Source organism: Betaproteobacteria bacterium (assembly GCA_009377585.1).
GTDB lineage: Bacteria > Pseudomonadota > Gammaproteobacteria > Burkholderiales > WYBJ01 > WYBJ01.
This window is the reverse complement of the sequence record WHTS01000028.1, coordinates 19,247-41,714: the sequence shown is the minus strand read 5'-3', so window position 1 is coordinate 41,714 and position 22,468 is coordinate 19,247. Positions and strand designations below refer to the sequence as shown.

The following is a 22,468-nucleotide window of genomic DNA, read 5'->3' as shown; positions in this document are numbered from 1 at the left end:
GTGAAGGGTGAAGGGGGAACGTTGAAGCCGAACCGAAGCGATGATGTCGCGCGCGGGCAGCGTCGCTGCGTTTCATTTTTCACTTATGACGCTTCACTCGGCTAGCCCCATGTCTTCCTCCATTGAGGTTAGGGTCCCCGATCTCGGCGACTTCAAGGACATCCCCGTCATCGAGGTCCTGGTCCATCCGGGCGATTCGATCAAGCCGGAGGATCCGCTGGTCACGCTCGAATCGGACAAGGCCACGATGGACGTGCCGGCACCCGCGGCCGGTGTGGTCAAGGACGTCAAGGTCAAGGTCGGCGACAAGGTCTCCAAAGGGTCGCTCGTGCTGACGCTCGATTCCGAATCGGGTGCGCAGCCCGCGGCGCCAGGCGAGACCGCCGAACCAAAGGACGCATCGCCGCAGCCAGCGAAGGAATCGGCCGCGACGCAGCCGGCCAGCGCGCCGCCAACGAGCGCGGCCCGTACGCCATCCGAGCCAACGCGTGCCGACACTGCCGGCAAGCATGTACCTGCCGAGCAGGCACAGCCGAGCACAACGGCGCGCGCGCCGATTGCGCCTGCCGAGGTCGACGAAGCGGCTTTCGCGCTCGCGCACGCGAGCCCGGCCGTACGGCGTCTGGCGCGCGAGCTGGGCGTAGACCTGGGGCAGGTGCGTGGTACCGGACCCAAGGACCGGATCCTCAAGGAGGATGTGCAGGCGTTCGTCAAGGAAGCGCTCACGCGTCCGCAAGCCCGCGGCGGCGGCGTCGGGCTCGATCTGCCGCCTTGGCCGCAGGTCGACTTCGCCAAGTTCGGTGCGGTGGAGAGCGTGCCGCTGTCGCGCATCCAGAGGATTTCGGGACCGTACCTCGCCCGCAACTGGGTGATGATCCCGCACGTCACCCAGCACGACGAGGCGGACATCACGGCGCTCGAAGCCTTCCGCAAGGCGCAGGGCGAGGCGGCGAAGAAGGAGGGCGTGCACCTCACCTTGCTCGCATTCGTCATGAAAGCGTGCGTGGCGGCGCTGAAGCAGTTTCCGCAGTTCAATGCCTCGCTCGCGCCCGATGGCCAGTCGCTCATCGTCAAGAAATATTTCCACATCGGCGTGGCGGTGGATACGCCCGAGGGCCTGGTGGTGCCGGTGATCCGCGATGCCGACACGAAAGGCGCGCTCCAGATCGCGCGCGAGCTGGCCGAGGTGAGCGGCCGCGCGCGCGACAGGAAGCTCGCGCCCGGCGACATGCAAGGCGGCAGCTTCTCGATCTCGAGCCTGGGCGGAATCGGCGGCACGGCGTTCACGCCCATCATCAACGCGCCGGAAGTCGCGATCCTCGGCGTTTCGCGCACGGCGCTGAAGCCGGTCTACGGCGACGGCGGCGCGCTGCAGGCTCGGCTCATGCTGCCTTTGTCGCTTTCTTACGATCATCGCGTCATCGATGGCGCGCAGGGCGCTCGCTTCATCACCTTCCTGAGCGCGGTCCTCGGCGACATCCGTCGCCTGGTGTTGTGATGATGAAAAGGGGCCAGGCTCGATTTCTTTCGAACCCATCGCGGCCGATATGTCCTGTCGTCTGATTTCATGATCTGCACGCAACCGTGCAGAAATTCGAGCCTGGCCCCTTTTCCTGGGGGCGCCGGGAATGGATGAGACGGGGCCGATCGGCATCCTCGGCGGCACGTTCGATCCGGTGCATTACGGGCATCTGCGGCTGGCCGAAGAAGCGGCCGATGCGCTCGGGCTTACGCAGGTGCGGCTCATTCCGGCTGCATTGCCCAACCTGCGCGCGCGCCCCGGGACCAAGCCCCATCAACGGCTGGAAATGACTCGACTCGCGGCGGCGCATAATCCGCGGCTCGCGGTGGACGACCGGGAGCTACGGCGCGAAGGCATGAGCTACACGGTGGACACGCTGGACGAGCTGCGTGCCGAGCTCGGTGCAACGCGGCCGATATGGCTGATTCTCGGCGCGGACGCGTTCCTGCGGCTGCCGGCGTGGAGCCGCTGGCTGCAGCTGTTCGACCTGGCGCACATCGCCGTCGCGACCCGACCGGGCTACACACTGGACGAGGCCGTGCGCCAGTCGGCTGAGCTCGCGGCCGAATGGCACCGGCGCTTCGTTCCCGATCCGGTGCCGCCGCCGCCTCGCGCCGGCGCTTCTGCCGGCGCTATCGTACCTTCGGTCGGCGCTTCTGCTGGCGCCGTCGTGCCGCCTTGCGCCAACGCTCCTGCCGTCGCCGTCGTCCCTCGGGCGGGCGCTCTTGCCGACGCCCCGGCCGGTGCCATCGTCCACCTACCGATTCCGCTGTTGGAGATCTCGGCCTCGGACCTGCGGGTCCGAATGTCGCGAGGGGCGAGCGTGCGCTATTTGCTGCCACCGGCCGTGATTGATTATATTGCCGCCCATCGCTTGTACCCCTCGCAATGAGAATCGATCGGATCGTCAAAGCCGTCGTCACGGCCCTGGAGGACATCAAGGCGCGCGACATCGTCGTGCTGAACGTGGTGAAGCTCACCTCGATGTTCGATCGTGTGATCATCGCCAGCGGCGATTCGACCCGGCAGGTGAAGTCGCTGGCCGATAACGTCCAGGTGAAGGCGAAGGCGCTCGGCGCGAAGGTCAACGGCGTCGAAGGCGCGCAGAACGCCGAGTGGATCCTGGTCGACCTGGGAGCCGTCGTCGTCCACGTCATGCTGCCAGCCATCCGCGCCCACTACAACCTGGAAGAGTTGTGGAGCGCGCGTCCCCCGCGCAAGGCGAGCCGCCGCCGGGCGGCCGTGCCAGCGGACGTTGCGGCGAAGTGACGCCGGCCACGGCCGCGATGCGCATACTCATCGTCGCGGTCGGGGTTCGCATGCCACACTGGGTTGCGGCCGGGTTCGACGATTACCGTGCCCGCATGCCTCGCGACGCGCGCATCGAGCTCAAGGAAGTGAAACCCGAAAAGCGCGCGGCTGGCATGGCGGTGGCGCGCGTCCTGGAGCGCGAATCCGAGCGCATCGAGGCCGCATTGCCTGAAAGCTGCCTGCGGCTCGCGCTCGACGAGCATGGCCGCAGCTTCGACAGCGTCGCCTTCGCCCGCCAGTTTGCCAAGTGGCGCGGCGCCGGGCGCGACATCGCGTTCCTGGTCGGCGGCGCGGACGGGCTGTCGGCGGCCTTGAAGTCGAGCGCAACCATGCTATTGTCGTTGTCTCCGCTCACGCTGCCGCACGGGCTGGCGCGAGTGGTGCTCGCCGAACAACTGTATCGCGCGCATACCCTGACGATCGGCCATCCCTACCACCGCGCATGAACGTACCGAGCAAGCGCATCTACCTCGCTTCGCGCAGCCCGCGCCGGCGTGAGCTGCTGAAGCAGATGGGCATCTCCTTCGAGATCGTGCATTTCCGCGAGGACTCCCGCCGCGGCGTCGACGTGGACGAGTCGCCCGTGGCGGCCGAGGAGCCCGCCGATTACGTGCTGCGGGTGGCGCGCTCGAAAGCCGAGGCGGCCAACCTGCGGCTGATACAGCGCCGCCTGCCGGCCTATCCGGTGCTGGCGGCCGATACGACCGTCGTGCTGGACCAGCGCATTCTCGGCAAGCCCGCCAACGAAGGCGACGCGATCGCCATGCTGACCGAGCTCTCGGGGCGCACGCACCAGGTGCTGACCGCAGTTGCCGTCGGCCGCCACGAACGCCTGGAGACGCGTCTTTCCACTTCGACGGTCGAGTTGGCGCCACTCACCCAGACCCAGATACGCAACTACGTCGCGACCGGCGAACCGCTCGACAAGGCAGGCGCGTACGCGATCCAGGGCCGCGGCGGCGCCTTCGTGCGTCATCTTTCCGGCAGCTATACCGGAGTCATGGGGCTGCCGCTCTACGAAACGGTCGAGCTGCTGGAGTCGTTCGGGCTGAGCCTGCCGTGAGCGCGCGCCGGTGAGCGAGGACATCCTGGTCAACGTCACGCCGCAGGAGACGCGCGTGGCAATCATGCGGCAGGCGGTGGTGCAGGAGCTGCACGTCGAGCGTTCCGGCGCGCTGGGGCTCGTCGGCAACATCTACATGGGCAAGGTCGTGCGCGTGCTGCCCGGCATGCAATCGGCGTTCGTCGATATCGGCTGGGAGCGCGCCGCGTTTCTGCACGTCGCCGACATCTGGGAAGCGCGCAGCAACGAAGGCCCGCGCCCGATCGAGCGCATGCTCTCCGAAGGTCAGGGTCTCATGGTGCAGGTCGTGAAAGATCCGATCGGCACCAAGGGCGCACGGCTTTCGACGCAGATCAGCGTCGCGGGCCGGCTGCTGGTGTATCTGCCGCAGGAGTCGCACATCGGCATCTCGCAGCGCATCGAAGACGAGACCGAGCGTGCGGTGCTGCGCGAGAAGCTCACGCAGCTGCTGCCCGAGGGTTGCGGCGGCGGCTACATCATCCGCACCGTGGCCGAGGCGGCTTCGGAGCGCGAGCTCGCCTTCGATCTCGACTACCTGCGCAAGCTCTGGGCCGGGATCCAGCAGAAGGCGACCACGGCGAGCCCGCCGGCGCCGCTGTACCAGGATCTCACGCTGAGCCTGCGCGTGCTGCGCGACATGGTGCACGAGGATACCGGGCGCATCCTGTTCGATTCGCGCGAGACCTATCGCAAGGTGCTGGCGTTCGCCGAGGACTACATCCCGAATGTCGCCGCCCGCGTCCAGCACTACATGGGCGAGCGGCCGCTGTTCGACATTCACAGCGTCGAGGACGAGATCGAGAAGGCGCTCGCGCGGCGCGTGGAGCTCAAGTCCGGCGGCTATCTCATCATCGATCAGACCGAGGCGCTCACCACCATCGACGTCAACACCGGCGCCTTCGTCGGCATCCGCAGCTTCGACGACACGATCTTCAAGACCAACCTGGAGGCGGCGCAGGTGATCGCGCGCCAGCTGCGGTTGCGCAACCTCGGCGGCATCATCATCCTCGATTTCATCGACATGGAGAGCGAGGAGCACCGCAACGCCGTGCTGAACGAGCTGCGCAAGGCGCTCGCGCGCGATCGCGTGCGCATGACGGTGAACGGTTTCACCCAGCTGGGCCTGGTGGAAATGACGCGCAAGCGCACGCGCGAAAGCCTGGCCCACGTGCTGTGCGAGCCGTGCCCGGTATGTCAGGGCCGCGGCGTTCTAAAGACCGCGCAGACCGTCTGCTACCAGATCCTGCGCGACATCCTGCGCGAATCGCGCCAGTTCAACGCGCGCGAGTTCCGCATCCTCGCCTCGCAGGACGTGATCGACATGTTCCTGGACGAGGAATCGCCGCACCTGGCGTTGCTGGAGGAATTCATCCGCAAGCCGATCTCGCTGCAGGTCGAGACCCAGTATGCGCAGGAGCAGTACGATGTGATCCTCATGTAATAGGGGTCAGGTCTTGCATGTTGCACAAGTGACCGTGCAACATGCAAGACCTGACCCCGGCATTGTCAAGCTTTGACGATGCCTTGCGGCGTATACGGATAATCCATCTGCTGCGCGATCTTCGCGCGTGCTTCGCTGCCCGCCAGGCGCTCGACCATGTGCAGGCCGAGATCGATCGAGGTACTGACCCCGCCCGCGGTCACGATCGGGCCCTGGTCGACGATTCGCTCGCGCACGACCTTGGCGCAGTACGGTTCCAGCTCTTTCAGTGCTGAGGGATGCGTGGTTGCGGTGAGCCCGCGCAGGAACCCGGCTGCGCCCAGCAGCAGCGCTCCGGTGCAGACCGAGACCTTGTATTGCGCGCCGGACGCGGTCTGCAGCCACTCGACGCACGATGAATCGTGCTGCAGTGCGCGTGTTCCCATGCCCCCCGGCACGTAGAGCAGATCGTAGCCTTCGAGGCTCTCGCCTACGCGGTCGGCCAACAGACGCAGGCCGCGCTCGTCGCTCACCTGCGGCGTGCGTGCGCAGACGTTCCAGGTCATGTCCGGCATGAAGCCCATGCGCGGCAGGCGCGTGATCGCGTCGTAGAAGCCGATGAAATCCAGCATCGTCATGCCGTCGAATACGACCAGCGCAGCTTTCATGGCGACTGTCTCCTTGTGTTACACCGTCATTCCCGTGAAAACGGGAATCCAGCGAAGCTCAGTCGACGATGGTCTGCGACTGCTCGCGCAGGTACTGCTGCAGATAATAGAACGATCCCGCCGCCTTGCCGGTGGAGCCGGAGCCTTTCCAGCCACCGAACGGCTGGTAGCCGGGCCAGGCTCCGGTGGTCGCGCCTTGCGGGCGGTTGCAGTAGGTTACGCCGGCTTCGATGCGCTCGAGGAACCATTCGATCTCCTCGCGCGCGCCGTAGAACCCGGCCGTGAGTCCGAAATTCGAGCCGTTGGCCGCCTCCATCGCTTCCTCCAGCCCGCCGACGGGCGACAACATGAGCACGATGGGCAGGAACAGCTCCTGCGACCACAGGCGATGCTCGAGGCGCAACTGCGCCACGGTGGGCTCGCAGAAGTAGCCGCGCACCAGGGCGCCCTCGGTCGAGGTGCGCCCGCCGCACAGGAGCTGGCCGTCGTTCTCCAGCTCGGCGGCGATGCGCATGAAGCGCTCATACGCCGAGCGATCGATCACCGGCCCCAGCCAGTTGTCGCGCGCGGTCGGGTCGCCGATGCGCAGTGCACGCGTTTGCGCGACGATCCGGTCCGCGAGCTGATCGGTCACCACGCGATCGACCAGCACGCGCGAGCAGGCCGAGCACTTCTGCCCCTGCAGTCCGAATGCCGAGCGCACGATGCCGAGTGCCGCACGGTCGAGGTCGGCATTGCGGCTCACGATCGCGGCGTTCTTCCCGCCCATCTCGGCGATGCACGGGCGCGGATGCGGGTGGGCGGCGAAGGTGCGGAAGATCTGCATGCCGCTCTCATACGAGCCGGTGAAGGTGATCCCGGCGATGTCGGGATGGCGCACCAGCGGATCGCCCACGCGCGCCGCGCTGCCGGTGAGATAGTTGAAGACGCCCGCGGGGAGGCCCGCCGCTCGCAGGCATTGCGCCAACAGCCATCCGCTCCACGGTGTGGCGCTGGCCGCCTTGTAGACGACGCTGTTGCCCGCGATCAAGGCCGCGGCTGCCGGTCCGCCAGCCAGTGCGAACGGAAAATTGAACGGCGCGATCACCGCCCACACGCCATACGGCTTGAGGAAGCTCAAGTTGCGGCTGGAGAATCCGGGCAGCGGATCCTTCGGCAGGTCGCGCACGAAGCCGTGGTTGTCCTGCATCTGCCGGCAGTACCAGCGCATGAGGTCGATCGTTTCCTGCACGTCGCCGAGCGCTTCCATCCGGTTTTTGCCGACTTCGAGTGCAACGGCCGCGGCAAGATGGAACACGCTCGCTTCAAGCAGCGCCGCGGCCCGCAGCAGGATATCGACGCGGCGCGGCCATGGCATCGCGGCCCAGGCGGGAAACGCGCTGCGCGCCGCGCGCACCGCCGCGGCCACATCCTCGGGCGAGCCTTCCTGGAACCGGCCGAGCAGCCAGTCGGCGTCGATCGGGGAGCGCGACTCGAACTGGCCGTCGGCCCGGACGTCCTCGCCGCCGATCAGCATCGCATGCTCGACGCCGAGATTGGAGCGAACCTCCGCCAACGCCGCATCGAACTGCTCGTGCAGTTCGCGCGGCGGATCGAACATGGTGGCGTAAGTGAGCCGGAACGGAACGTCCGCAAGCTGCTTGCGCTGAGTGCGATGGGGTCGTCTCACGGCAGGAATAATCAGTAGCGGGCGGGTGACAAGCCGATGATCCGCGCGCGTGCGCTGGGTCGTGCGCGCACCGGATCCAGGTCCACCGTCGCAGTCGGTTTCGTTGGGTGGGATTCGCGTTTTCGCGCGTATACGTTATGGCCGGATCGACGATCGCGGGTGGCGGGATTCTAACGGGAGCAGTGCCGGTCCGCAAAGCGCCAAATCGTCGAAACCGGCACGCAAGTGGTCGGGCCGAGGGCATCGGCCTCGAGCATGGACGGCAAGAGTGCTGGCGCGACAACGCGAGTGCGCGTCACGCCGGGAAGCGGATGTTGTCGTCCTGGCTCAACGCCCGCATAGAGGCGTGGTGCGAGGACGGGTGTGAAGGGCATTTCATGTGCCCGGAACACACGATGCCGCTGTTATTCCCGCAACCGGGCGAATGGACGACAATCGGGCACGCGGCTGCCGCTCGACCAGGCACGCGCAATGCCGGTGGCGCTGGCGGTCCGATGCGGCGCTCGATCGTGCGCCGCCCTGTGCGCTCGTCCCAGTCAGGAGCCGACGATGGCAGTCACGAATCCTTTCCGTGTCATGGTTCCGCTGCAACCCGTCGCCGACGACATGGCGTTTCTCGCGCCGCTGTTCGAGCGCCTCTCGGCGCTTGGGCACGTTCGCGCGCGATCGCCGTTCGTGACCCTGTGCTACGCCCAGAGCATCGACGGCAGCATCGCGGCGCGGCCGGCGCGGCCCGTGACGCTCAGCTCCGACCAATCGTTCCTGATGACCCACGTGCTGCGCTCGAATCACCAGGGCCTGCTCGTCGGCATCAATACCATCCTCGCGGACGACCCTCGGCTCACGGTGCGGTTGTGCGAAGGCAACGATCCGCGTCCGGTCGTGCTGGACAGTCGTCTGCGCATGCCCGAGGACGCGAGGCTCTTTTCCCATCCCGAGCGGCGTCCGCTGCTGCTGACGACCGCTGCTGCGGCGGCAGAACGGATCGCACGGCTGGAAGCGCGCGGCGCGCTGGTACGCACCTTGCCCGCAGACGCGATCGGGCGCGTGGACCTCGGCGCCGCTCTGCGCTGTCTGGCGGCCGAAGGGATCGATTGCCTCATGGTCGAAGGCGGTGCGACCGTGATCGAGAGCTTCCTGCACAACCGGTTGGTGGACTATTGCGTTATCACCGTGGCGCCGAAGCTCATGTTCGGCGGTCTCAAGACCATGGACCGAAGCGCCGCTTCCGATTCGCCGCCGCTCTCTATCGTCGGCTGCGCATACCAGCCGTTGGGCGGCGATCTGATCATTCACGGCCCATTGGGCGGATCTTGAGGTCATGCGCGCGCGAGCCTTGTTGCACGTGGCCGAGCGCCGCGTCGAATCGGCCGAAGTGGCGCTGCGCCCGCCCGGCCCGGGCGAGGTGGCGATCGCAAGCCTGTGCTCGGCGATCAGCGCCGGCACCGAAGCGATGATCTATGCGGGCGCTTTCCCGCCGGGCGCAGCGCTCGACACCGGCATCGCAAGCCTGCAAGGCGCCGCCTTCGCTTATCCGTTCGCCTATGGCTATGCTCTGGTCGGCCGGGTCGTCGAGCTCGGCCCGGAGGTCGATCGGCTGTGGCAGGACGCGCTGGCATTCGTCTTTCATCCGCACCAGGACCGGGTCGTGGCGCCGGTATCGGCGTGCCAGCGCGTGCCCGCCGGCGTAGCGCCTGAGGCCGCGCTGTACTTACCGCAGGTCGAGACCGCGCTCACGCTGGTGATGGATGCGGCGCCGCTCGTCGGCGAACGCGCGATCGTGTTCGGCTTGGGCGCCGTGGGCCTGCTCAGCGCGCGCCTGCTGTGCGATTTCCCCCTGTCGCGGCTGGTCGCGGTCGAGCCGCTCGCCTGGCGGCGCGAGCAAGCACGGCAATGGGGCATCACCGAAACGCTCGATTCCTCCGCTAAGGCGCAGTGTGCCGAACGCCTGGCAGGCCTGGATGCGGACGTCGCGCTCGAATTGTCGGGCGACATGGCGGCGCTGAATCTCGCGCTCGAAGCGACCGGGTTCGATGGCCGTATCGTGATCGGCTCCTGGTATGGCACGCGCACCGCGCCGGTGGATCTCGGCAGCCGCTTTCATCGCAACCGGCTGCGGCTCATCTCCAGCCAAGTGAGCACGCTCGCGCCCGCTTTGACCGGACGCTGGAACAAGGCGCGGCGCATGGCGCTGGCCTGGCGGACGCTCGAACGGTTGCGGCCCGAGCGCCTGCCGACGCGGTTCTTTCCCTTGACGCAGTGCCAGGAGGCATTCGAGATGCTGTGCGCGCGGCCCGATGGCGTGATGCGAGTGGGATTCCGTTATTAGCGAGCTTTTGAGCTTCACCGCTCGCTCCCTCACTTGCAGTGCGCGCATCGGCATGCAGGCCGATGCCGTTCGGCCGGCGCGGACCATGGTCCGCGAATTCCCGGCCTCACCCCCCAACCCCTCTCCCGGAGGGAGAGGGGAGCGTATTGCGGAAAGGGGCTTGTCAGCCACTTTCCGGAGCGTCGATAACTGGAGAGTACCGACATGTACCGTCTTGCCGTGACGCGCGACTTCATCGCCCAGCATTTCCTCATCGGCGGTGATTGGGGTGCCGAGAACCGCAAGCACAGCCATCACTACCGCCTCGAAGTACTGCTGCGCGCGGCGACGCTCGACCGCCACGGCTATCTCGCCGACATCGTCGAGGTCGAGCGTGCGATCGAGGCAACGCTCGCTCGCTATCGCGATCGGACCCTGAACGAGATCGAGCCTTTCGCCGATCTCAACCCGAGCCTCGAACGCTTCGCCAAGGTGCTCTACGACGAGCTCGGCCCCAAGCTTGCGTCGGATCGTCTAACGCTCAGCATCAGGCTTTGGGAGAACGAACGCGATTGGGCCGGGTACGGTCCCGAGTAGCGCTACGCTCCCGGATAGAAATCGCCCCAGCATGTCGTTCGCAGACTTCCTTGCAGCCAAGTACCCGCTCGACGAGCGCAGCGTCAACCCCTCGGTTCGCAGCGCATGGATGCGCGGCCTGCAAGACATGCCCGTGCTCGATTGCCTGGACGTCGGCGCCGGCACCGGCGCAACGGTGCGGCGCATGCTCGAGTGGCGGCCCTCGCGCCCCTGGTGCCTGACGTTGCTCGAATGCAACCACGATCTGATCGAGCGCGCGCGCACTGATACGCTGCGACTTCTGACCGAGCGCGGGTGCCGGCCCGCCTGGCGCGGCGACCGGCTCGAAAGCGAGGACGGACGCTTCGCCGCGAGCTTCGTCGCCTGTGGGCTCGAATCGTATCGTCCGCAATCTCGATACGACGCGATCGTCGCTCACGCGGTCATGGACCTCGTGCCGCTTGCGCCCGCCTTGGAGCGGTTCGCACAGTGGCTGCGACCCGACGGTTACTTGTATGCAGCCATCAACTACGACGGGCAGACCGAGCTCGGGCCGCCATATCGCGATGCGGCGTTCGAATCCGAGCTGGCTGCTTGCTACAACGCCTCCATGGAAGCGCGCAAGAGCAACGACGAAAGCACGGGCGGTGCGCGCTGCGGCGAGCGGCTGCAAGCGCTTCTGCCTCGGCATGGTTTCGAGATCGCCTGCGCGGGTCGATCCGATTGGCATCTCCGGCCGATCGACGGACGCTATCCGGACGACGATCAAGCCTGCCTGGCCGTTCTGATCGGGCTGATCGCCAAGGAGGCCGTCGAGAGCGGCCGATTCGATGCGGGAGCGGTCGCGCGCTGGCGCGAGGACCGGCTGCAGCACCTCGAGGCGCGGCAGCTCGAATTACGCGCGCGTAACTGCGATGTGCTCGCTCGTCGGCCTCGAGATCGATTCGCAGGATAGTCCCCTTACGCCAACCCTTACCCAGGAAACTGCCCGCGCGGCGGGCACACGAAGCTGCCCTCTCCCCGCAACCGCGCTAGCTAGCTCGCTCCGAGCGCGCGCTTGTCGTACATGCGGCACGTGCTTTCAGCGAACGAATAGCACAACAGCAGCGTCATGGCGGCGACCAGCCAGAGCACGTATTGGAAGTGGCTCGGGTAAGCCGCAAATGCGGCGATGAGGGAGACGGTCATGAGCCCGGCGATCCAGGCGCCTTTGCGCGTGCGAACCTCCTGCACGAGCGGCGGCCTTGCCATCGCAACGAACAGGACGAACGCATAGCGCAGCATACCTGGCACGAGGATCCACGGGCCGATGCCTTCGGGCATCCGGTACAGCAGCACGCACAGCATCAGCACCAGCAGCGCATCGCCTTCCTTGTCGGCGAATTCGCCGAACGCGCCGGCAAGTCCCGCGCGCCTTGCGAGCCAACCATCGACGCCATCGAGCGCGAACAAGGCCAGGGCCAATGCGCCCGCGAGCGGGCCGGGCGCAAAGCCCGGCAGGAGGAGGATGCCGGCGATGCGCGCACACGTCACCGCATTGGCCGGGCCGAGGTGTCCGCCGGGTGTCCAGCGGCCTCGGCAGCGGTAGAGCAGAATTCCGAAGGAAACCGCGGCTGCCACGGACAGAATCCACACCGGGAAACCCATAGCGGCTGCCACCCCGGCGAGCGCAATCCCGGCGGCATGGCCGGTGCTCCAGCGGATCAGCTCGGATTGCAGCGGCAGGCTACGGTCCATGCGTTCGCATCGTGGCAGTTATCATGACCTTCATGGCTCGGCGCAAGATCGCGATCGTCCAGGCAGTGCCCGGCAGCATGCCTTCCGGCGGCAATGTGTTCAATCGCGAGCTTTTCGACCACGCAGCCCGCGCGGGCTGGCCATTGGCAATCGTCGATCCTTCGCACACATCGGCCCCGTCGTCCTGGGATCTCCTGGTCTGGGACAGCCTGCTGCTGGATCGCGTTCAGCGCCTGGCGCATGAACGCATCGGCCTGCTGCTGCACTATTTGCCTTCGTTGGACCCGGGGCTCGATCGCGCGCGCGCATCGGGCCTTCATGCCGCCGAAGATCGGGCGGTGTTGCTGGCCGATTGCTACATCGTCACCGGGCGGGAGATCGCCGCCACGATCGCGGCGCGCTGGCCCGGAAAACGACTCTTCGTCTGCGAGCCGGGCGTTGGCGCGGCCTTTAAGCGGCGCCCGCCTCGGAGCGTGGGCCGATCGATCTCGTTGCTCACCGTGGCGAATCTGTTTCCGGCGAAAGGCCACGAGGGGGCGCTGCAGGTATTGGAGCGGCTGCAGGATGAGCCATGGCACTGGCATCTGGTTGGCCAGGCCGGCGACGGCGACATCGCCGGCCGCCTGCGAGCGCAAGCCGAACGCAAGGGATTGATCGAGCGCATCACGTTCCACGGCGTGCAGTCGCAGCCGCAAGTCGCGGCCAGGATGGCGGCTGCCGATCTGCTGCTGCAGCCGAGCCTGTTCGAGTCTTACGGCATGGCGTTGGCCGAGGCGGCTGCGGTCGGTTTGCCGGCGCTGGCTTTTCGTGTGGGCGCGGCCGAGCGCATCGTCCGACACGGCACCACGGGTTTTGTTGCGCCCGCCGAGGACTGGAGGGCGTTCGGCGACTACTTGCGCGCGCTCATCGCCGATCCGGCGCTACGTGCTACGTTCGAGCGCAATCTCGCAGGCGAGCCTGTGCGCGGCTGGGAGGCCACGTTCGTCGATTTCCGGGCCGCCTGCGAGTCGATGCTTGCCGAGGCGTAGCAGCGTTGCTACGCGGCTGCCCGGTACTGGCTGGCGATCGGCGCCAGCGGCGCGAGCAGCGCCGCCGCATTGCGGTGCAGGATTTGGCTGCGCGCTGCGGTGCCGATGTCGGCTTCCGCCAGCGACTTGCTGGTCCAGTCGACGCCGAACTCGGTGCCGTCGGTTCCGCAGACGATGCGATCGGCCCCGTACAGCCGCACCGCCGCCTCGATGGCGCGCGGGCCGAACGAGTTGCAATCGACATACACGCGCGCGCGGCGGAAACGAGCCGACGGCAGCTCCTCGTTCGGGGTGTCGAGCAGGCAGCGGTGGTCCATGCGCTCGACCTCATAAGGGATATTGCCGCCGAGATTGTGGACGAGAACGCGGGCGTTTGGATACGGCGCGAGAAAATCGGTCAGGCACAACGTCGTCATCACCGACGACAGGCTCGCCTGCATGTCGAGGGTGCCGTTGCGGCGGCGCGCATTGTCGGTCTCGCGCCCGACCTTGGGAAACTTGTCGCCGGGACGCGGGCCGTGGTGGATGAAGATGAGCGCCTGGCGGCGGTTGGCGATCTCGAGCAGCGGGCGCATCGCTTCGGCCTCGGTGCTGGTGAGGAACGCATTGCCCGGAACCTGCGTGCCGACGATGCCCGGCAGCTCGAGCGCGCGCTCGAATTCCTCCGCGGCTGCGGCCAGGTCCGTGAGCGGCAGTGCGGCAAAGGCGGCGAACTTGCCTTCATGCGCCTGGCACAGCGCGGAGAACCGATCGTTGACCATACGGCACAAGGTCGTAGCCGTTTCCACCGGCTGCGACTCGACCCAGCAGAACGACCCGAGCAGCGACAGCACGCTGGTGCCTACGCCGAGGCGCTCCATCTTGGCGAGATGGAACTGCGGGTCGTCGAACGCGTTCGCCAAGGCTTCTTCGCCCATGCGGGACTTGAGCACTTCGGCGCCGTTCGCGCCTTTGACGATGCGTGGTTCGTTGCTTCGACTGCGCAGCGCGTCGGCAAGCTCGGCCGGTCGCCAGTGGGCATGCATGTCGATCATGTCGCTCTCCCAGTTCGTTGAGTCGCGATTCGGTGCATGCGGACCGTTGAAGCCGGTCCGGAAGGAGCAATCTATGCGAACGGCACGGCCAAGGCAAGCTTCGCGCGAAACAGTGCCGCCTACGCCGGCCCCGGGGTGCGCAAGTGGTCGCGCAGCTTTGCGATCGCATTCGATATGTCTCGGCTCGTCGGCGTCGAGCGAAGCGATGACGACCGAGGTATCGAGCAGCAGCGTCACCGCTGCTTGCGGCGCTGGGACTGGGCTTCCCGCTCGAACGACTTGTGTTCGCCCCGCGAAAAAAAAGCCGCCTCGGTCTGCAGGTTTTCCGCGCTCAGGTGCCGGTCGAGCGTTGACCGGACTGCGGCCGCGGTCGCCATTTCCGGGCATAGCCGCAACAGCCGGACGAGCAGCCAATGCCCATGCACGCTGCTGTGCCAGTCGAAGCAGCCGTGAAAGGCCGGAAACATCGCCCGCGGCGGCAACACGTCGGCGTCACCTGTCACCACGACCGCAGGCTTGTTCGGGTACTCCTGGTCAATCGCCTTCAAAACCAGCCGCGACCAAGCCTCGGCCGTCGTCAGTGGCGGGGTCATTGCGGGACGCTGCCGCCACGCGGTTCAATGGGCAGCACTTCGTTGAAGGTGTTGCTGCCCGCGCCGAACTCCGGTGTGTTCGACTTGGCGTAGACGATGCCGCCCTTGCGCTCGATGCGCTCGACCAGCGGGTGCGAGGTCGCCGGCACGTGATCACGAAAGATCGGCGAACCGTAGGTGGTGCGAACGCCGGCGACATCGACCAGATCCTTGATCGCCACCGGCAGCCCGGCAAGCCACCCGGGCTCGCCCTCGGCCTCGCGTCTTCGTCCGGCCATCAGCTCGCGTGCATGCGAGCGTGCCCGATCGAGGCACAGCGTCGGCAGCGCATTCACCGCCGTGTCCACCGCGGCGATGCGCGCTTCGAGCGCGTCGATCAGCTCGAACGGCGAGACCTCCTTGCGCTCGAGCCGCGTCACGACCTCCGTCGCGGAGAGTCGGATTACGTCCTTAGCCATGACGTGCTCCCTGAAGTCCAAGTCCTTGGCCCGAGGCCGCGCGCGTTTGCCGGCGCGACCCGCGTCGGCAAACGCGCCACCAGGTCAGTCGACCCGGGCCCCCGAGTCGGGATAGGCGCCCTGCGCAGCGTTCACGCAGCCCGCAGCCAGGGCCATCGGCAGCAATAGAAACCTCATAACGTTTCTCCACTCTTCATGCCAAACAGCGCGCGCTGGTGTGTCGAACCGGTCAACTAGCCGCCGCGGATGACGCCGCAGGCGATCCGGTCTCCGGAGTCGCCCGCGGGCTGCGATTTGTAGTCGTCGGGTTTGGCATGCACGATGAGGCTGCGGCCGACGATGCCGCTAGGCCCGGTGCCCACCGTGATCAGGTCGACGTCCCGCTGCACATTGGCGCGGCCTCGCTTGTTTGCGATCAGCGCCGGCAGGTCCCCGGCATGGTGCTCGGTGCCCTTCGGCGACCCATGCGGCTTGCCGAAGGGGTTGAAATGGTCTTTCGCGTTTTCGGCCTGGTTGCCGCAATCGCCCACTTCGTGGATATGCAAACCGTGTTGCTGCCCCGGCTTCAGGTTCTGCACGAAGATGGCCACCCGCACTTTCGAGCCGACCTGCTCGAATGTGGCCTCGCCGAAAGTCTTGTTGCCCTGTGTCGGCAACAACTGCGCGGTCGCCCGCGCGTTTTCCAATTGCGCGGTCGCCCGCGCGTTTTCGTCGGGAACGCTTTGGCAGCCGGTCAGCGCGAACGCGGCGCATGCAAAAGCCAAAAGCCTCATTGCCCGTTCTCCTATGTGCATACCGTGCTTGTACGCGCTTCCCGCTTGCAATCCCCGCGCCCAAGGACCTGTCTCAGACCGGCCTGTCGCCGCGAAGCGTCACGCGGTGCATGAGGCGGCGGAAGCCATGATAGTCGTTGACCGGATTGTGCAAGGCGCAGCGGTTGTCCCAGAACGCGAGCGCACCCGCCGACCAGCGGAAGCGGCAGGTGAATTCCGGCTTCGCCTGGTGCGCGAACAGGTAGTCGAGCAGCGGCTTGCTCTCGTCCTCGCTCCAGCCGTCGAAGCGCACCGTGTGGCCGAGGCTCATGTAAAGGCCCTTGCGGCCCGTTTCCGGGTGCGTGCGCACGATCGGATGCTTGCCGGTCAGGACCTTCGATTGCACGCCGGCCTCGCGCAGCCGGTCCTCGCGCGAGCGTGTGACCTCGGCTTTGGCCGAGCTGTTGATGCCGATCAGACCGTCGAGCGCGCGCCGCAGCCCTTCCGACAGGCCTTCGTAGGCGGCGTGCTGGCTCGCGAACAGCGTATCGCCGCCGTAGGGCGGAAGCTCCAGCGCGTACAGCATGCTCGCCATCGGCGGCTGGTCGAGATAGCTCGTGTCGGTATGCCACACGCCGCCGAAATTGTGCCGCTCATGCTCGAGCTTGACGACCGGCGTGACCAGGGGACATTCGGCCAAACCTCGCAACTGCGGGTATTCCATCGGCTCGCCGAAGCGTTGCGCGAAGGCCAGCAACTGCTGCGGCGAGAGCTTCTGCCCGGGCAGGAAGATCACCAGGTGTTGGAGAAATGCGCGCCGGATTTCGCCGATCACGTCCGCTGCGAGTGGCTGCGAAGCGTCCACGCCATGTACTTCGGCGCCGATCGCGCCGGCGATCGGTTGCACCTCGATATGACGATACGGGCCCGAATCCATCAGAACACCGGTTTGGCCAATACCCCCGGCAACCAGGTCGCCAGCGCCGGGAAGAAGATCACCAGCAGCAGCACGGCCAGGTCGCCGAGGAAAAACGGTATCGTACCTTTGAGCACCTGCGGCAGGGGAATGTTCGCGGTTCCGCTGACCGTGAACAGGTTGAGCCCCACCGGCGGGGTCACCACCCCCATCTCGACATTGAGCGTGATGATGATCGCGAGCCAGATCGGATCGATATTTAGCGCAAGGGCCACCGGAAACACAACCGGCACCGTGAGCAGCACCATGGCCACGCCGTCGACCAGCATGCCCAGGAAGATCAGCACGCCCATGAAGGCAAAGATGAAGCCGAGTGGGCTTAGCCCCCAGCTCACCACGGTTTCGGTGACTTTCTGCGGCCAGTACAGGTTGGCGAGCAGGAACTGGAATACGCCGACGCTGCCGATCAGGAACATGATCACCGCGGTGAGATTCAGCGATTTGCAGGCGGTCGGGATGAGCGCACGCACGAACTCCATGCGCTTGGAAATGAGGCCGTAGATGAATGCGTAGCCGCAGCCCGCCGCGGCCGCCTCGGTCGGGGTGAACACGCCTCCGTACAGCCCGCCCAGAATGACGACCGGCATGCCGAGCGCGGGCAGCGCGCCCTTGGTCTCCGGCCACAGCCGGCTGCGATCGAACTTGCCGCGGGGGAGCTTCAGCCACATCGCGATCAGTATGACGCTCAGGGCGTTGCCGAGCGCGAGCAGCAGGCCCGGAATGACGCCGGCGAAGAACAGCGCCACGATCGAGGTCTCGGTGATGATCCCGTAGATGACCAGGATGATGCTGGGCGGGATCAGCATCGCGATGCCGCCCGCGGTTGCGACCAGCCCGCCCGCGAGCCAGGCCGGGTAGCCCCGCTTCATCATCTCCGGAATGGCGATCACGCTCATTGCCGCCGCCATCGCCACGCTCGAGCCCGAGATCGCGCCGAACAGGACGCACGCGAGCACCGTGGCCACGCCAAAGCCACCCGGGAGCCAGCCGACCAGCGCGTCGGCGAAGCGGAACAGTTGTCCGACCAGGCCGGTTCTCTCCATCAGGAAGCCGGCGAAGATGAACAGCGGAATCGCGATCAGCGAGTAGCGGCCGATGAAGCTGAAGAACTGGCGAAAGATCACGGTCGGTTCGAGCAGCGGATCGAACGCGATATAGGCGGCGGCGGCTGCCGAGAGCGCAATGCCGATCGGTACGCTCAATACGAGCAGTACCGAGCCGACGATCCAGACGACGTGCATTTCTCCCTCCCCTAACCTGGCTGCGTCTCAGTGCACGATCTCGTCTTCATCTACAGGCTCTTCGAGCACCGACACGCCGCGCAGCTTCTGCACGTCGCGGTAGATCTGGAACAGCATGGTAAGCGCCATGAATGCAAAGCCGACCAGCAGCGCCAGCAGGAACGGCCACATCGGAAACGCGAGGCTTTCCGTGCGGCTTTCGTAATGGATGGCGTCCTCGACCTCCGGAATGCCCCAGTACACCACGGCGCAGAGGAAGACGAAGGAAAAGACCAGCGCGATCAGCCGCACGATCTCGCCCAAGCGCCGCCCGCGCGGACCGGCTGCGGCGAACAGCTCCGGCAGGATCATGACGTTGAGATGCGCGTCCTTGCGCTGGGACATCGCGAAGTACAGAAAGACGCCGCTCAGCGTAAAGAAAGTAACCGCGTCCTGCTGCCACTCGAAGGAGTGGCCGAAGATGTAGCGGCGCACGACTTCCAGCAACGCGAGCAGCGTGCACCCGAGCAGCAGCACGGCCGCGGCGCGCGCCAGGATCCGATCCTGGAACGCGCGCCACAGCGCATAGGCCTTTTCCACGCCGGCCCGCGCCTACTTGATGACGATCTTCGAGGCGTGCTTGGCGCAGTCCACCTTCTCGATCCAGGAGCTGCCGGGCGGGTTCTGCTTGGAGAGGTCCCGGCCTTCCTTGCGGAAGGTGTCCACCCATTGGTTCGCCGCTTGCGGCGTCTTGCTCTTCACCCACTTCATCGGCCCGTCGCCAAGCTGGCTGGTCAGCGCCGTCACTTCCTTCGGCGTCATCCAGTACACGCCGGGCTTGGACGGATCCTTGGTGCCGTACTTCTCGTACGTCATCTTGTCGACGCACCAGTTGAGCTCCTTCTGCACCTGGATGGTCTCGGCGATCAGCTTCTCCAGCGCGCCTCTGGTCGCCGGGGAGAGCTTGTCCCACCACTTGCGGCTTGCGCTGATCATGTAGTAGTCGCCGGTAAAGACGCCGGCGCCGCCGGTGGTGTAGAACGGCGCCTGCTGGCGCACGCTCAGCCAGCCGCCGATGCTGGTCATCAGCCCGTCGATCACGCCGGATTCGAGCGCGCTCGGGACCTCGCCGAAGCCCATGACGACGGGATTGGCTTGCCACGACTCGAGCACCGGGTTTTCCGCCGGACCCATGCTGCGCACCTTGGTGCCGGTGAAATCCTCGGGCTTGAGATAGCGCTTCTTGCCGCCCACGCCCATGCCGAAGCTCATGTGGCCGGCGCCGAACACCTTGATGAGCTGGTTCTTCGCCAGACGTTCGGTGAGCATCTGAAAAGTCTTGGTCTTTTCTATGTTGTCGACCGCGCCGACCGTGGTCAGGATGCCCGGACCGATGACCGTCATCATCCACGGATCGACCGGGGCCGCCTTGCCCATCTGCATCCAGGTCATCTCCAGGTTGCCCGAGCGCATCGCCTCGAATGCTTCCGGAATGGTGTAGAGCGCGCCGGCGAAGTAGAGCCGCGCTTCGCTCCCCGGGATGACCTCGGGCAGCCGATCGGCGAAGTACTTCATGGCAAGACCCGCCGGGTGCGGCGGGGGCGGGAAGTCGGCCGCGAAGCGCAGCACGACTTTTTGCGGCTTGTCCTGGGCGGAGGTGCCGGTTGCCACCCCCAGGCACGCAACGAGCGCGGCAGCCAGCGCTAGCGCCTTCGTGAACGAAAACTGCACGCAGCGACGTTCCATGAAACCTCCTCGAATGAATTCGTCTGGGCGCTGGTCCGCTCGACTGTGGCGGAATATTCCATTGCGCTCGGGCCAAGCTATAGCAAGGCTCTACGCAGGTCAAGGCGGGCGGCTACATGCAGCAGGTCGGGATACGGATTGGCCGGAGGCGGCCCACCCCGCCATTGCGGGCGGTTCGCCAGGATTTGCGCCCTGAGCGACCAGGGCGAAGCAGTACGTGGGTGTTCTAGTGTGGTGAATCGCAAATTCGTCGTAATTCGTCATTCCCGCGCAAGCGGGAATCCAGAACGAGACTCCGCCTGGACCCCCGCGTTCGCGGGGGTGACGAACTTCTGACTCAGGACACTAGGCGGCCCGCGCCGTATCGCTCATCCGCGCTTCGTTCGCCGGCGAGACGGCCTGGCTCGCCGGCGCTTCGGCGGCCGGTGCTACGGCGCTGATGTTCTTTCGAATCGAGACGAGCACGTCGTGCTGGCCCTTCAGCGCCAGCAGCTCGCGTTCGAGCTGCTTGCTGCGGCTGCCCACCGAGTGCAGGTTCTCCTGCAGCTTGCGCAGGTTTTCCACCCGCTTGTCGAGCTGGACCTCGTGCGCTTTGATCGCGGCTTCGAGCGGATTGAGCGCCGCGCGCAGCCAGCTCTCGGTGTCGGTGCGCGTCGTCTGGAAGACCTGTCGCGCCTCGGCCACCAGGCTCGCGTAGAAATTCGGCACCAGGAAATGCTTCTCGGTGAGGATCTGCTTCGGGTGGTGGCAGTACTCGATGGTGGTCTGGCGCAGGTGGTGGATCGCGAGCGAATGCTTCTCCAGGTTGAGCAGGGGCGGGGTGAGCGCCTCGAACCCTGCCGTGTCCTGGAAATCCAGGTAGGCGAACTGCACCAGGCCGAGAATCTCCCGAGAAAACTTCAAAATGCGGTCCGACTGCACGGCGAAGTGCGCAAACAGCCCCTGCATGTTCTTCATCAGTCCGGCCGTGGACCAGGCATTCTCGATGTACTTGCGGTCCTTGTTCATGAGCGTTTCGAGCGCGTCCTCCGAAAGGCTCTCCAGCAGCGCGCGGCCACGCTGGTCGATCTCGTCGAACGCAGCACGATAGCGGGCAACCGAGTCGAGATAATTCGCGCGATCGCCTTCCAGGCGCGCGAGCATCGCTGCAGCAACGTTGTGGTTCTTGCCCGCCAGCTCCTTCAGGCTCTTGTGCTCGGCGCGCAGGGCGTTGAACTGGGTGACGATCGACTGGCGCGAGGTTTCGATCATCGTGCCGATCTCGCGCTCGATCGCGGCGCGCATGATCTCCTGCTTCGCCGGCACGACTTCATCGGCGAGCATGCTTTCGAGGGCTTCTATGCCGCTGCGTGCGAGCAAGGCCGCGTCGCCACGAATGCGCGCGACCAGGGCCTTCTTGGCCGATACGGCGAGCACCGAGCTTGCCGGCAGCTCGAGGGCGCGCGCGGTGGTTTCCACCTGCACCCGCATGCTTTCCGCGATCTCTTCGTCGCTCTTGAAGTCGTCCCACAACAGATCGGCCTTGTTGAGCACCGCGAGCCTTCGCGGCACGCGCGGCTGCACGTGCTTGCGCCAGATGTCCAGATCGGAGCGGGTGACGCCGGCGTCCATCGCGAGCAGGAAAAGCACCGCGTGCGCGGCTGGAATCATGCTCATCGTCAGCTCGGGCTCCGAGCCGAGCGCGTTCAGTCCCGGGGTATCGAGCACCACCAGGCCGTTCGCGAGCAGCGGATGGGGATAGTTGACGAGCGCGTGCCGCCAGGCGGGGATCTCGATCCTGTCGGGATCGTCGAGCAATACGGTGGTGGCTTCGTCGGCTGCGTGGTCGTACAGTCCGAGCGCCAGCGCCTCGTTCTTCGTGACCGTCTTGGTCTGCACCAGCGCTTTCAGCGCTTCGACCAGCTCGGTTTCCGAGGTCGGATCGATGCGAATCTTGATCCACTCGACCGGCTTTCTCTTCAGCGAGGCGATCGTTTCGGCGCGCCTGCGGGTCTCGATCGGCAGCAGCCGGATGTAGGGCTCGTCGTTCGGATCGTGCATCAGCTCCGTGGGGCACATGGTGGTGCGGCCCACGTCGGAGGGCAGGATGCGGCGCTTGAACTGCCCGAACAGCATCGCGTTGATGAGCTCGGTCTTGCCGCGCGAGAATTCCGCGATGAAGGCGAGCGTGATGCGGTCGTGCTTGAGGCTCTCGACCAGGTCGTAGATACGAAGCGACTGCTGGATGTCGGCGATGCCGTTCAAGTCGAGCCACGACTTGTAGAACTCGATGCCCGAAACCATCTCCGAGCGCCACTTGGCGAAGCTCGCGATGCGCGCTTCCAGCAGCGTGTTCATTGCTCCTCCTCAGAAACCTGCCCGCCCCG

Annotated in this window: 23 protein-coding genes; 11 read left to right on the top strand and 12 right to left on the bottom strand. The window is 66.2% G+C overall.

Translation table 11 applies throughout. The features are described 5' to 3' along the window. Positions 1–109: 109 nt before the first annotated feature. The 6 genes from aceF to GEV05_11605 all read left to right on the top strand — a co-directional run bounded on the left by aceF (position 110) and on the right by GEV05_11605 (position 5,358). Complete coding sequence (aceF, locus tag GEV05_11630) at positions 110–1,498, top strand: dihydrolipoyllysine-residue acetyltransferase (GenBank protein MPZ44035.1); 1,389 nt, start codon at positions 110–112, stop codon at positions 1,496–1,498. 130 nt (positions 1,499–1,628) lie between these two features. After that, positions 1,629–2,414, top strand: a complete 786-nt coding sequence (gene nadD, locus GEV05_11625) for a nicotinate-nucleotide adenylyltransferase (protein MPZ44034.1) — start codon at positions 1,629–1,631, stop codon at positions 2,412–2,414. Beyond that, positions 2,411–2,791 carry a ribosome silencing factor gene (gene rsfS, locus GEV05_11620; protein MPZ44033.1) on the top strand — a complete coding sequence of 127 codons (381 nt, stop codon included), beginning with the start codon at positions 2,411–2,413 and terminating at the stop codon, positions 2,789–2,791. The genes nadD and rsfS overlap by 4 nt, the downstream gene beginning before the upstream one ends. Positions 2,792–2,808: 17 nt before the next feature. Further along, positions 2,809–3,279 carry a 23S rRNA (pseudouridine(1915)-N(3))-methyltransferase RlmH gene (gene rlmH / locus GEV05_11615; GenBank protein ID MPZ44032.1) on the top strand — a complete coding sequence of 157 codons (471 nt, stop codon included), beginning with the start codon at positions 2,809–2,811 and terminating at the stop codon, positions 3,277–3,279. Beyond that, a complete protein-coding gene (locus GEV05_11610) occupies positions 3,276–3,896 on the top strand; it encodes a septum formation inhibitor Maf (GenBank protein MPZ44031.1) in 621 nt (206 codons plus the stop codon). Before rlmH ends, GEV05_11610 begins: the two co-directional genes overlap by 4 nt. Before the next feature lie 10 nt (positions 3,897–3,906). Then, positions 3,907–5,358: a ribonuclease G gene (locus tag GEV05_11605; GenBank protein MPZ44030.1), complete on the top strand. Its 1,452-nt coding sequence runs from the start codon at positions 3,907–3,909 to the stop codon at positions 5,356–5,358. A 65-nt stretch (positions 5,359–5,423) separates the two neighbouring features. Here GEV05_11605 and GEV05_11600 read toward each other — a convergent pair whose 3' ends face one another. Further along, a complete protein-coding gene (locus GEV05_11600; protein MPZ44029.1) occupies positions 5,424–6,005 on the bottom strand; it encodes a DJ-1/PfpI family protein in 582 nt (193 codons plus the stop codon). Between the two features lie 58 nt (positions 6,006–6,063). Further along, on the bottom strand, positions 6,064–7,605 hold the full coding sequence (locus GEV05_11595) for an aldehyde dehydrogenase family protein (protein MPZ44028.1): 1,542 nt from the start codon (positions 7,603–7,605) through the stop codon (positions 6,064–6,066). A gap of 540 nt (positions 7,606–8,145) precedes the next feature. Here GEV05_11595 and GEV05_11590 point away from each other — a divergent pair. The 4 genes from GEV05_11590 (at position 8,146) to GEV05_11575 (ending at position 11,513) form a co-directional block, all read left to right on the top strand. Then, positions 8,146–8,991: a GTP cyclohydrolase gene (locus GEV05_11590; GenBank protein MPZ44027.1), complete on the top strand. Its 846-nt coding sequence runs from the start codon at positions 8,146–8,148 to the stop codon at positions 8,989–8,991. Positions 8,992–8,995: 4 nt separating this feature from the next. After that, entirely contained in the window at positions 8,996–10,003 is a 1,008-nt protein-coding gene (locus GEV05_11585) for a zinc-binding dehydrogenase (protein MPZ44026.1), read from the top strand. A 204-nt stretch (positions 10,004–10,207) separates the two neighbouring features. Further along, complete coding sequence (locus GEV05_11580; protein MPZ44025.1) at positions 10,208–10,579, top strand: 6-carboxytetrahydropterin synthase; 372 nt, start codon at positions 10,208–10,210, stop codon at positions 10,577–10,579. 31 nt (positions 10,580–10,610) lie between these two features. Then, entirely contained in the window at positions 10,611–11,513 is a 903-nt protein-coding gene (locus GEV05_11575) for a methyltransferase domain-containing protein (protein ID MPZ44024.1), read from the top strand. 80 nt (positions 11,514–11,593) lie between these two features. Here the strand turns inward: GEV05_11575 and GEV05_11570 are convergent, their stop codons facing one another. Next, positions 11,594–12,295 (bottom strand): hypothetical protein, encoded by a 702-nt coding sequence (locus tag GEV05_11570; GenBank protein MPZ44023.1) that lies wholly within the window; start codon positions 12,293–12,295, stop codon positions 11,594–11,596. A 23-nt stretch (positions 12,296–12,318) separates the two neighbouring features. Between GEV05_11570 and GEV05_11565 the strand changes: the two genes are divergently transcribed. Then, entirely contained in the window at positions 12,319–13,323 is a 1,005-nt protein-coding gene (locus GEV05_11565; GenBank protein ID MPZ44022.1) for a glycosyltransferase, read from the top strand. 8 nt (positions 13,324–13,331) lie between these two features. Here the strand turns inward: GEV05_11565 and GEV05_11560 are convergent, their stop codons facing one another. The 9 genes from GEV05_11560 to GEV05_11520 form a co-directional block, all read right to left on the bottom strand. After that, positions 13,332–14,744: an amidohydrolase family protein gene (locus GEV05_11560; protein MPZ44021.1), complete on the bottom strand. Its 1,413-nt coding sequence runs from the start codon at positions 14,742–14,744 to the stop codon at positions 13,332–13,334. Beyond that, positions 14,591–14,950: a DUF2891 family protein gene (locus tag GEV05_11555; GenBank protein ID MPZ44020.1), complete on the bottom strand. Its 360-nt coding sequence runs from the start codon at positions 14,948–14,950 to the stop codon at positions 14,591–14,593. Before GEV05_11555 ends, GEV05_11560 begins: the two co-directional genes overlap by 154 nt. Next, complete coding sequence (locus tag GEV05_11550) at positions 14,947–15,408, bottom strand: hypothetical protein (protein ID MPZ44019.1); 462 nt, start codon at positions 15,406–15,408, stop codon at positions 14,947–14,949. Before GEV05_11550 ends, GEV05_11555 begins: the two co-directional genes overlap by 4 nt. 233 nt (positions 15,409–15,641) lie before the next feature. After that, complete coding sequence (locus GEV05_11545; protein MPZ44018.1) at positions 15,642–16,181, bottom strand: superoxide dismutase family protein; 540 nt, start codon at positions 16,179–16,181, stop codon at positions 15,642–15,644. Positions 16,182–16,254: 73 nt separating this feature from the next. After that, complete coding sequence (locus GEV05_11540; GenBank protein ID MPZ44017.1) at positions 16,255–17,097, bottom strand: taurine dioxygenase; 843 nt, start codon at positions 17,095–17,097, stop codon at positions 16,255–16,257. Continuing rightward, positions 17,097–18,377 carry a TRAP transporter large permease subunit gene (locus GEV05_11535; protein MPZ44016.1) on the bottom strand — a complete coding sequence of 427 codons (1,281 nt, stop codon included), beginning with the start codon at positions 18,375–18,377 and terminating at the stop codon, positions 17,097–17,099. Before GEV05_11535 ends, GEV05_11540 begins: the two co-directional genes overlap by 1 nt. A 27-nt stretch (positions 18,378–18,404) precedes the next feature. Then, positions 18,405–18,956, bottom strand: a complete 552-nt coding sequence (locus GEV05_11530; GenBank protein MPZ44015.1) for a TRAP transporter small permease subunit — start codon at positions 18,954–18,956, stop codon at positions 18,405–18,407. Positions 18,957–18,968: 12 nt separating this feature from the next. After that, entirely contained in the window at positions 18,969–20,102 is a 1,134-nt protein-coding gene (locus GEV05_11525; GenBank protein ID MPZ44014.1) for a hypothetical protein, read from the bottom strand. Positions 20,103–20,447: 345 nt separating this feature from the next. After that, positions 20,448–22,439 carry a hypothetical protein gene (locus GEV05_11520; GenBank protein MPZ44013.1) on the bottom strand — a complete coding sequence of 664 codons (1,992 nt, stop codon included), beginning with the start codon at positions 22,437–22,439 and terminating at the stop codon, positions 20,448–20,450. Positions 22,440–22,468 lie beyond the last annotated feature (29 nt).

Coding starts and splice junctions, on each gene's coding strand:
- rlmH (MPZ44032.1), top strand. CDS start 2,809: ATGCGCATACTCATCGTCGCGGTCGGGGTTCGCATGCCACACTGGGTT.
- GEV05_11535 (MPZ44016.1), bottom strand. CDS start 18,377: ATGCACGTCGTCTGGATCGTCGGCTCGGTACTGCTCGTATTGAGCGTA.
- GEV05_11540 (MPZ44017.1), bottom strand. CDS start 17,097: ATGGATTCGGGCCCGTATCGTCATATCGAGGTGCAACCGATCGCCGGC.
- GEV05_11595 (MPZ44028.1), bottom strand. CDS start 7,605: ATGTTCGATCCGCCGCGCGAACTGCACGAGCAGTTCGATGCGGCGTTG.
- GEV05_11570 (MPZ44023.1), bottom strand. CDS start 12,295: ATGGACCGTAGCCTGCCGCTGCAATCCGAGCTGATCCGCTGGAGCACC.
- GEV05_11560 (MPZ44021.1), bottom strand. CDS start 14,744: ATGCCCGGAAATGGCGACCGCGGCCGCAGTCCGGTCAACGCTCGACCG.
- GEV05_11575 (MPZ44024.1), top strand. CDS start 10,611: ATGTCGTTCGCAGACTTCCTTGCAGCCAAGTACCCGCTCGACGAGCGC.
- GEV05_11610 (MPZ44031.1), top strand. CDS start 3,276: ATGAACGTACCGAGCAAGCGCATCTACCTCGCTTCGCGCAGCCCGCGC.
- GEV05_11585 (MPZ44026.1), top strand. CDS start 8,996: ATGCGCGCGCGAGCCTTGTTGCACGTGGCCGAGCGCCGCGTCGAATCG.
- GEV05_11580 (MPZ44025.1), top strand. CDS start 10,208: ATGTACCGTCTTGCCGTGACGCGCGACTTCATCGCCCAGCATTTCCTC.
- aceF (MPZ44035.1), top strand. CDS start 110: ATGTCTTCCTCCATTGAGGTTAGGGTCCCCGATCTCGGCGACTTCAAG.
- GEV05_11550 (MPZ44019.1), bottom strand. CDS start 15,408: ATGGCTAAGGACGTAATCCGACTCTCCGCGACGGAGGTCGTGACGCGG.
- nadD (MPZ44034.1), top strand. CDS start 1,629: ATGGATGAGACGGGGCCGATCGGCATCCTCGGCGGCACGTTCGATCCG.
- GEV05_11600 (MPZ44029.1), bottom strand. CDS start 6,005: ATGAAAGCTGCGCTGGTCGTATTCGACGGCATGACGATGCTGGATTTC.
- GEV05_11565 (MPZ44022.1), top strand. CDS start 12,319: ATGACCTTCATGGCTCGGCGCAAGATCGCGATCGTCCAGGCAGTGCCC.
- GEV05_11555 (MPZ44020.1), bottom strand. CDS start 14,950: ATGACCCCGCCACTGACGACGGCCGAGGCTTGGTCGCGGCTGGTTTTG.
- GEV05_11525 (MPZ44014.1), bottom strand. CDS start 20,102: ATGGAACGTCGCTGCGTGCAGTTTTCGTTCACGAAGGCGCTAGCGCTG.
- GEV05_11520 (MPZ44013.1), bottom strand. CDS start 22,439: ATGAACACGCTGCTGGAAGCGCGCATCGCGAGCTTCGCCAAGTGGCGC.
- GEV05_11545 (MPZ44018.1), bottom strand. CDS start 16,181: ATGAGGCTTTTGGCTTTTGCATGCGCCGCGTTCGCGCTGACCGGCTGC.
- rsfS (MPZ44033.1), top strand. CDS start 2,411: ATGAGAATCGATCGGATCGTCAAAGCCGTCGTCACGGCCCTGGAGGAC.
- GEV05_11590 (MPZ44027.1), top strand. CDS start 8,146: ATGCCGGTGGCGCTGGCGGTCCGATGCGGCGCTCGATCGTGCGCCGCC.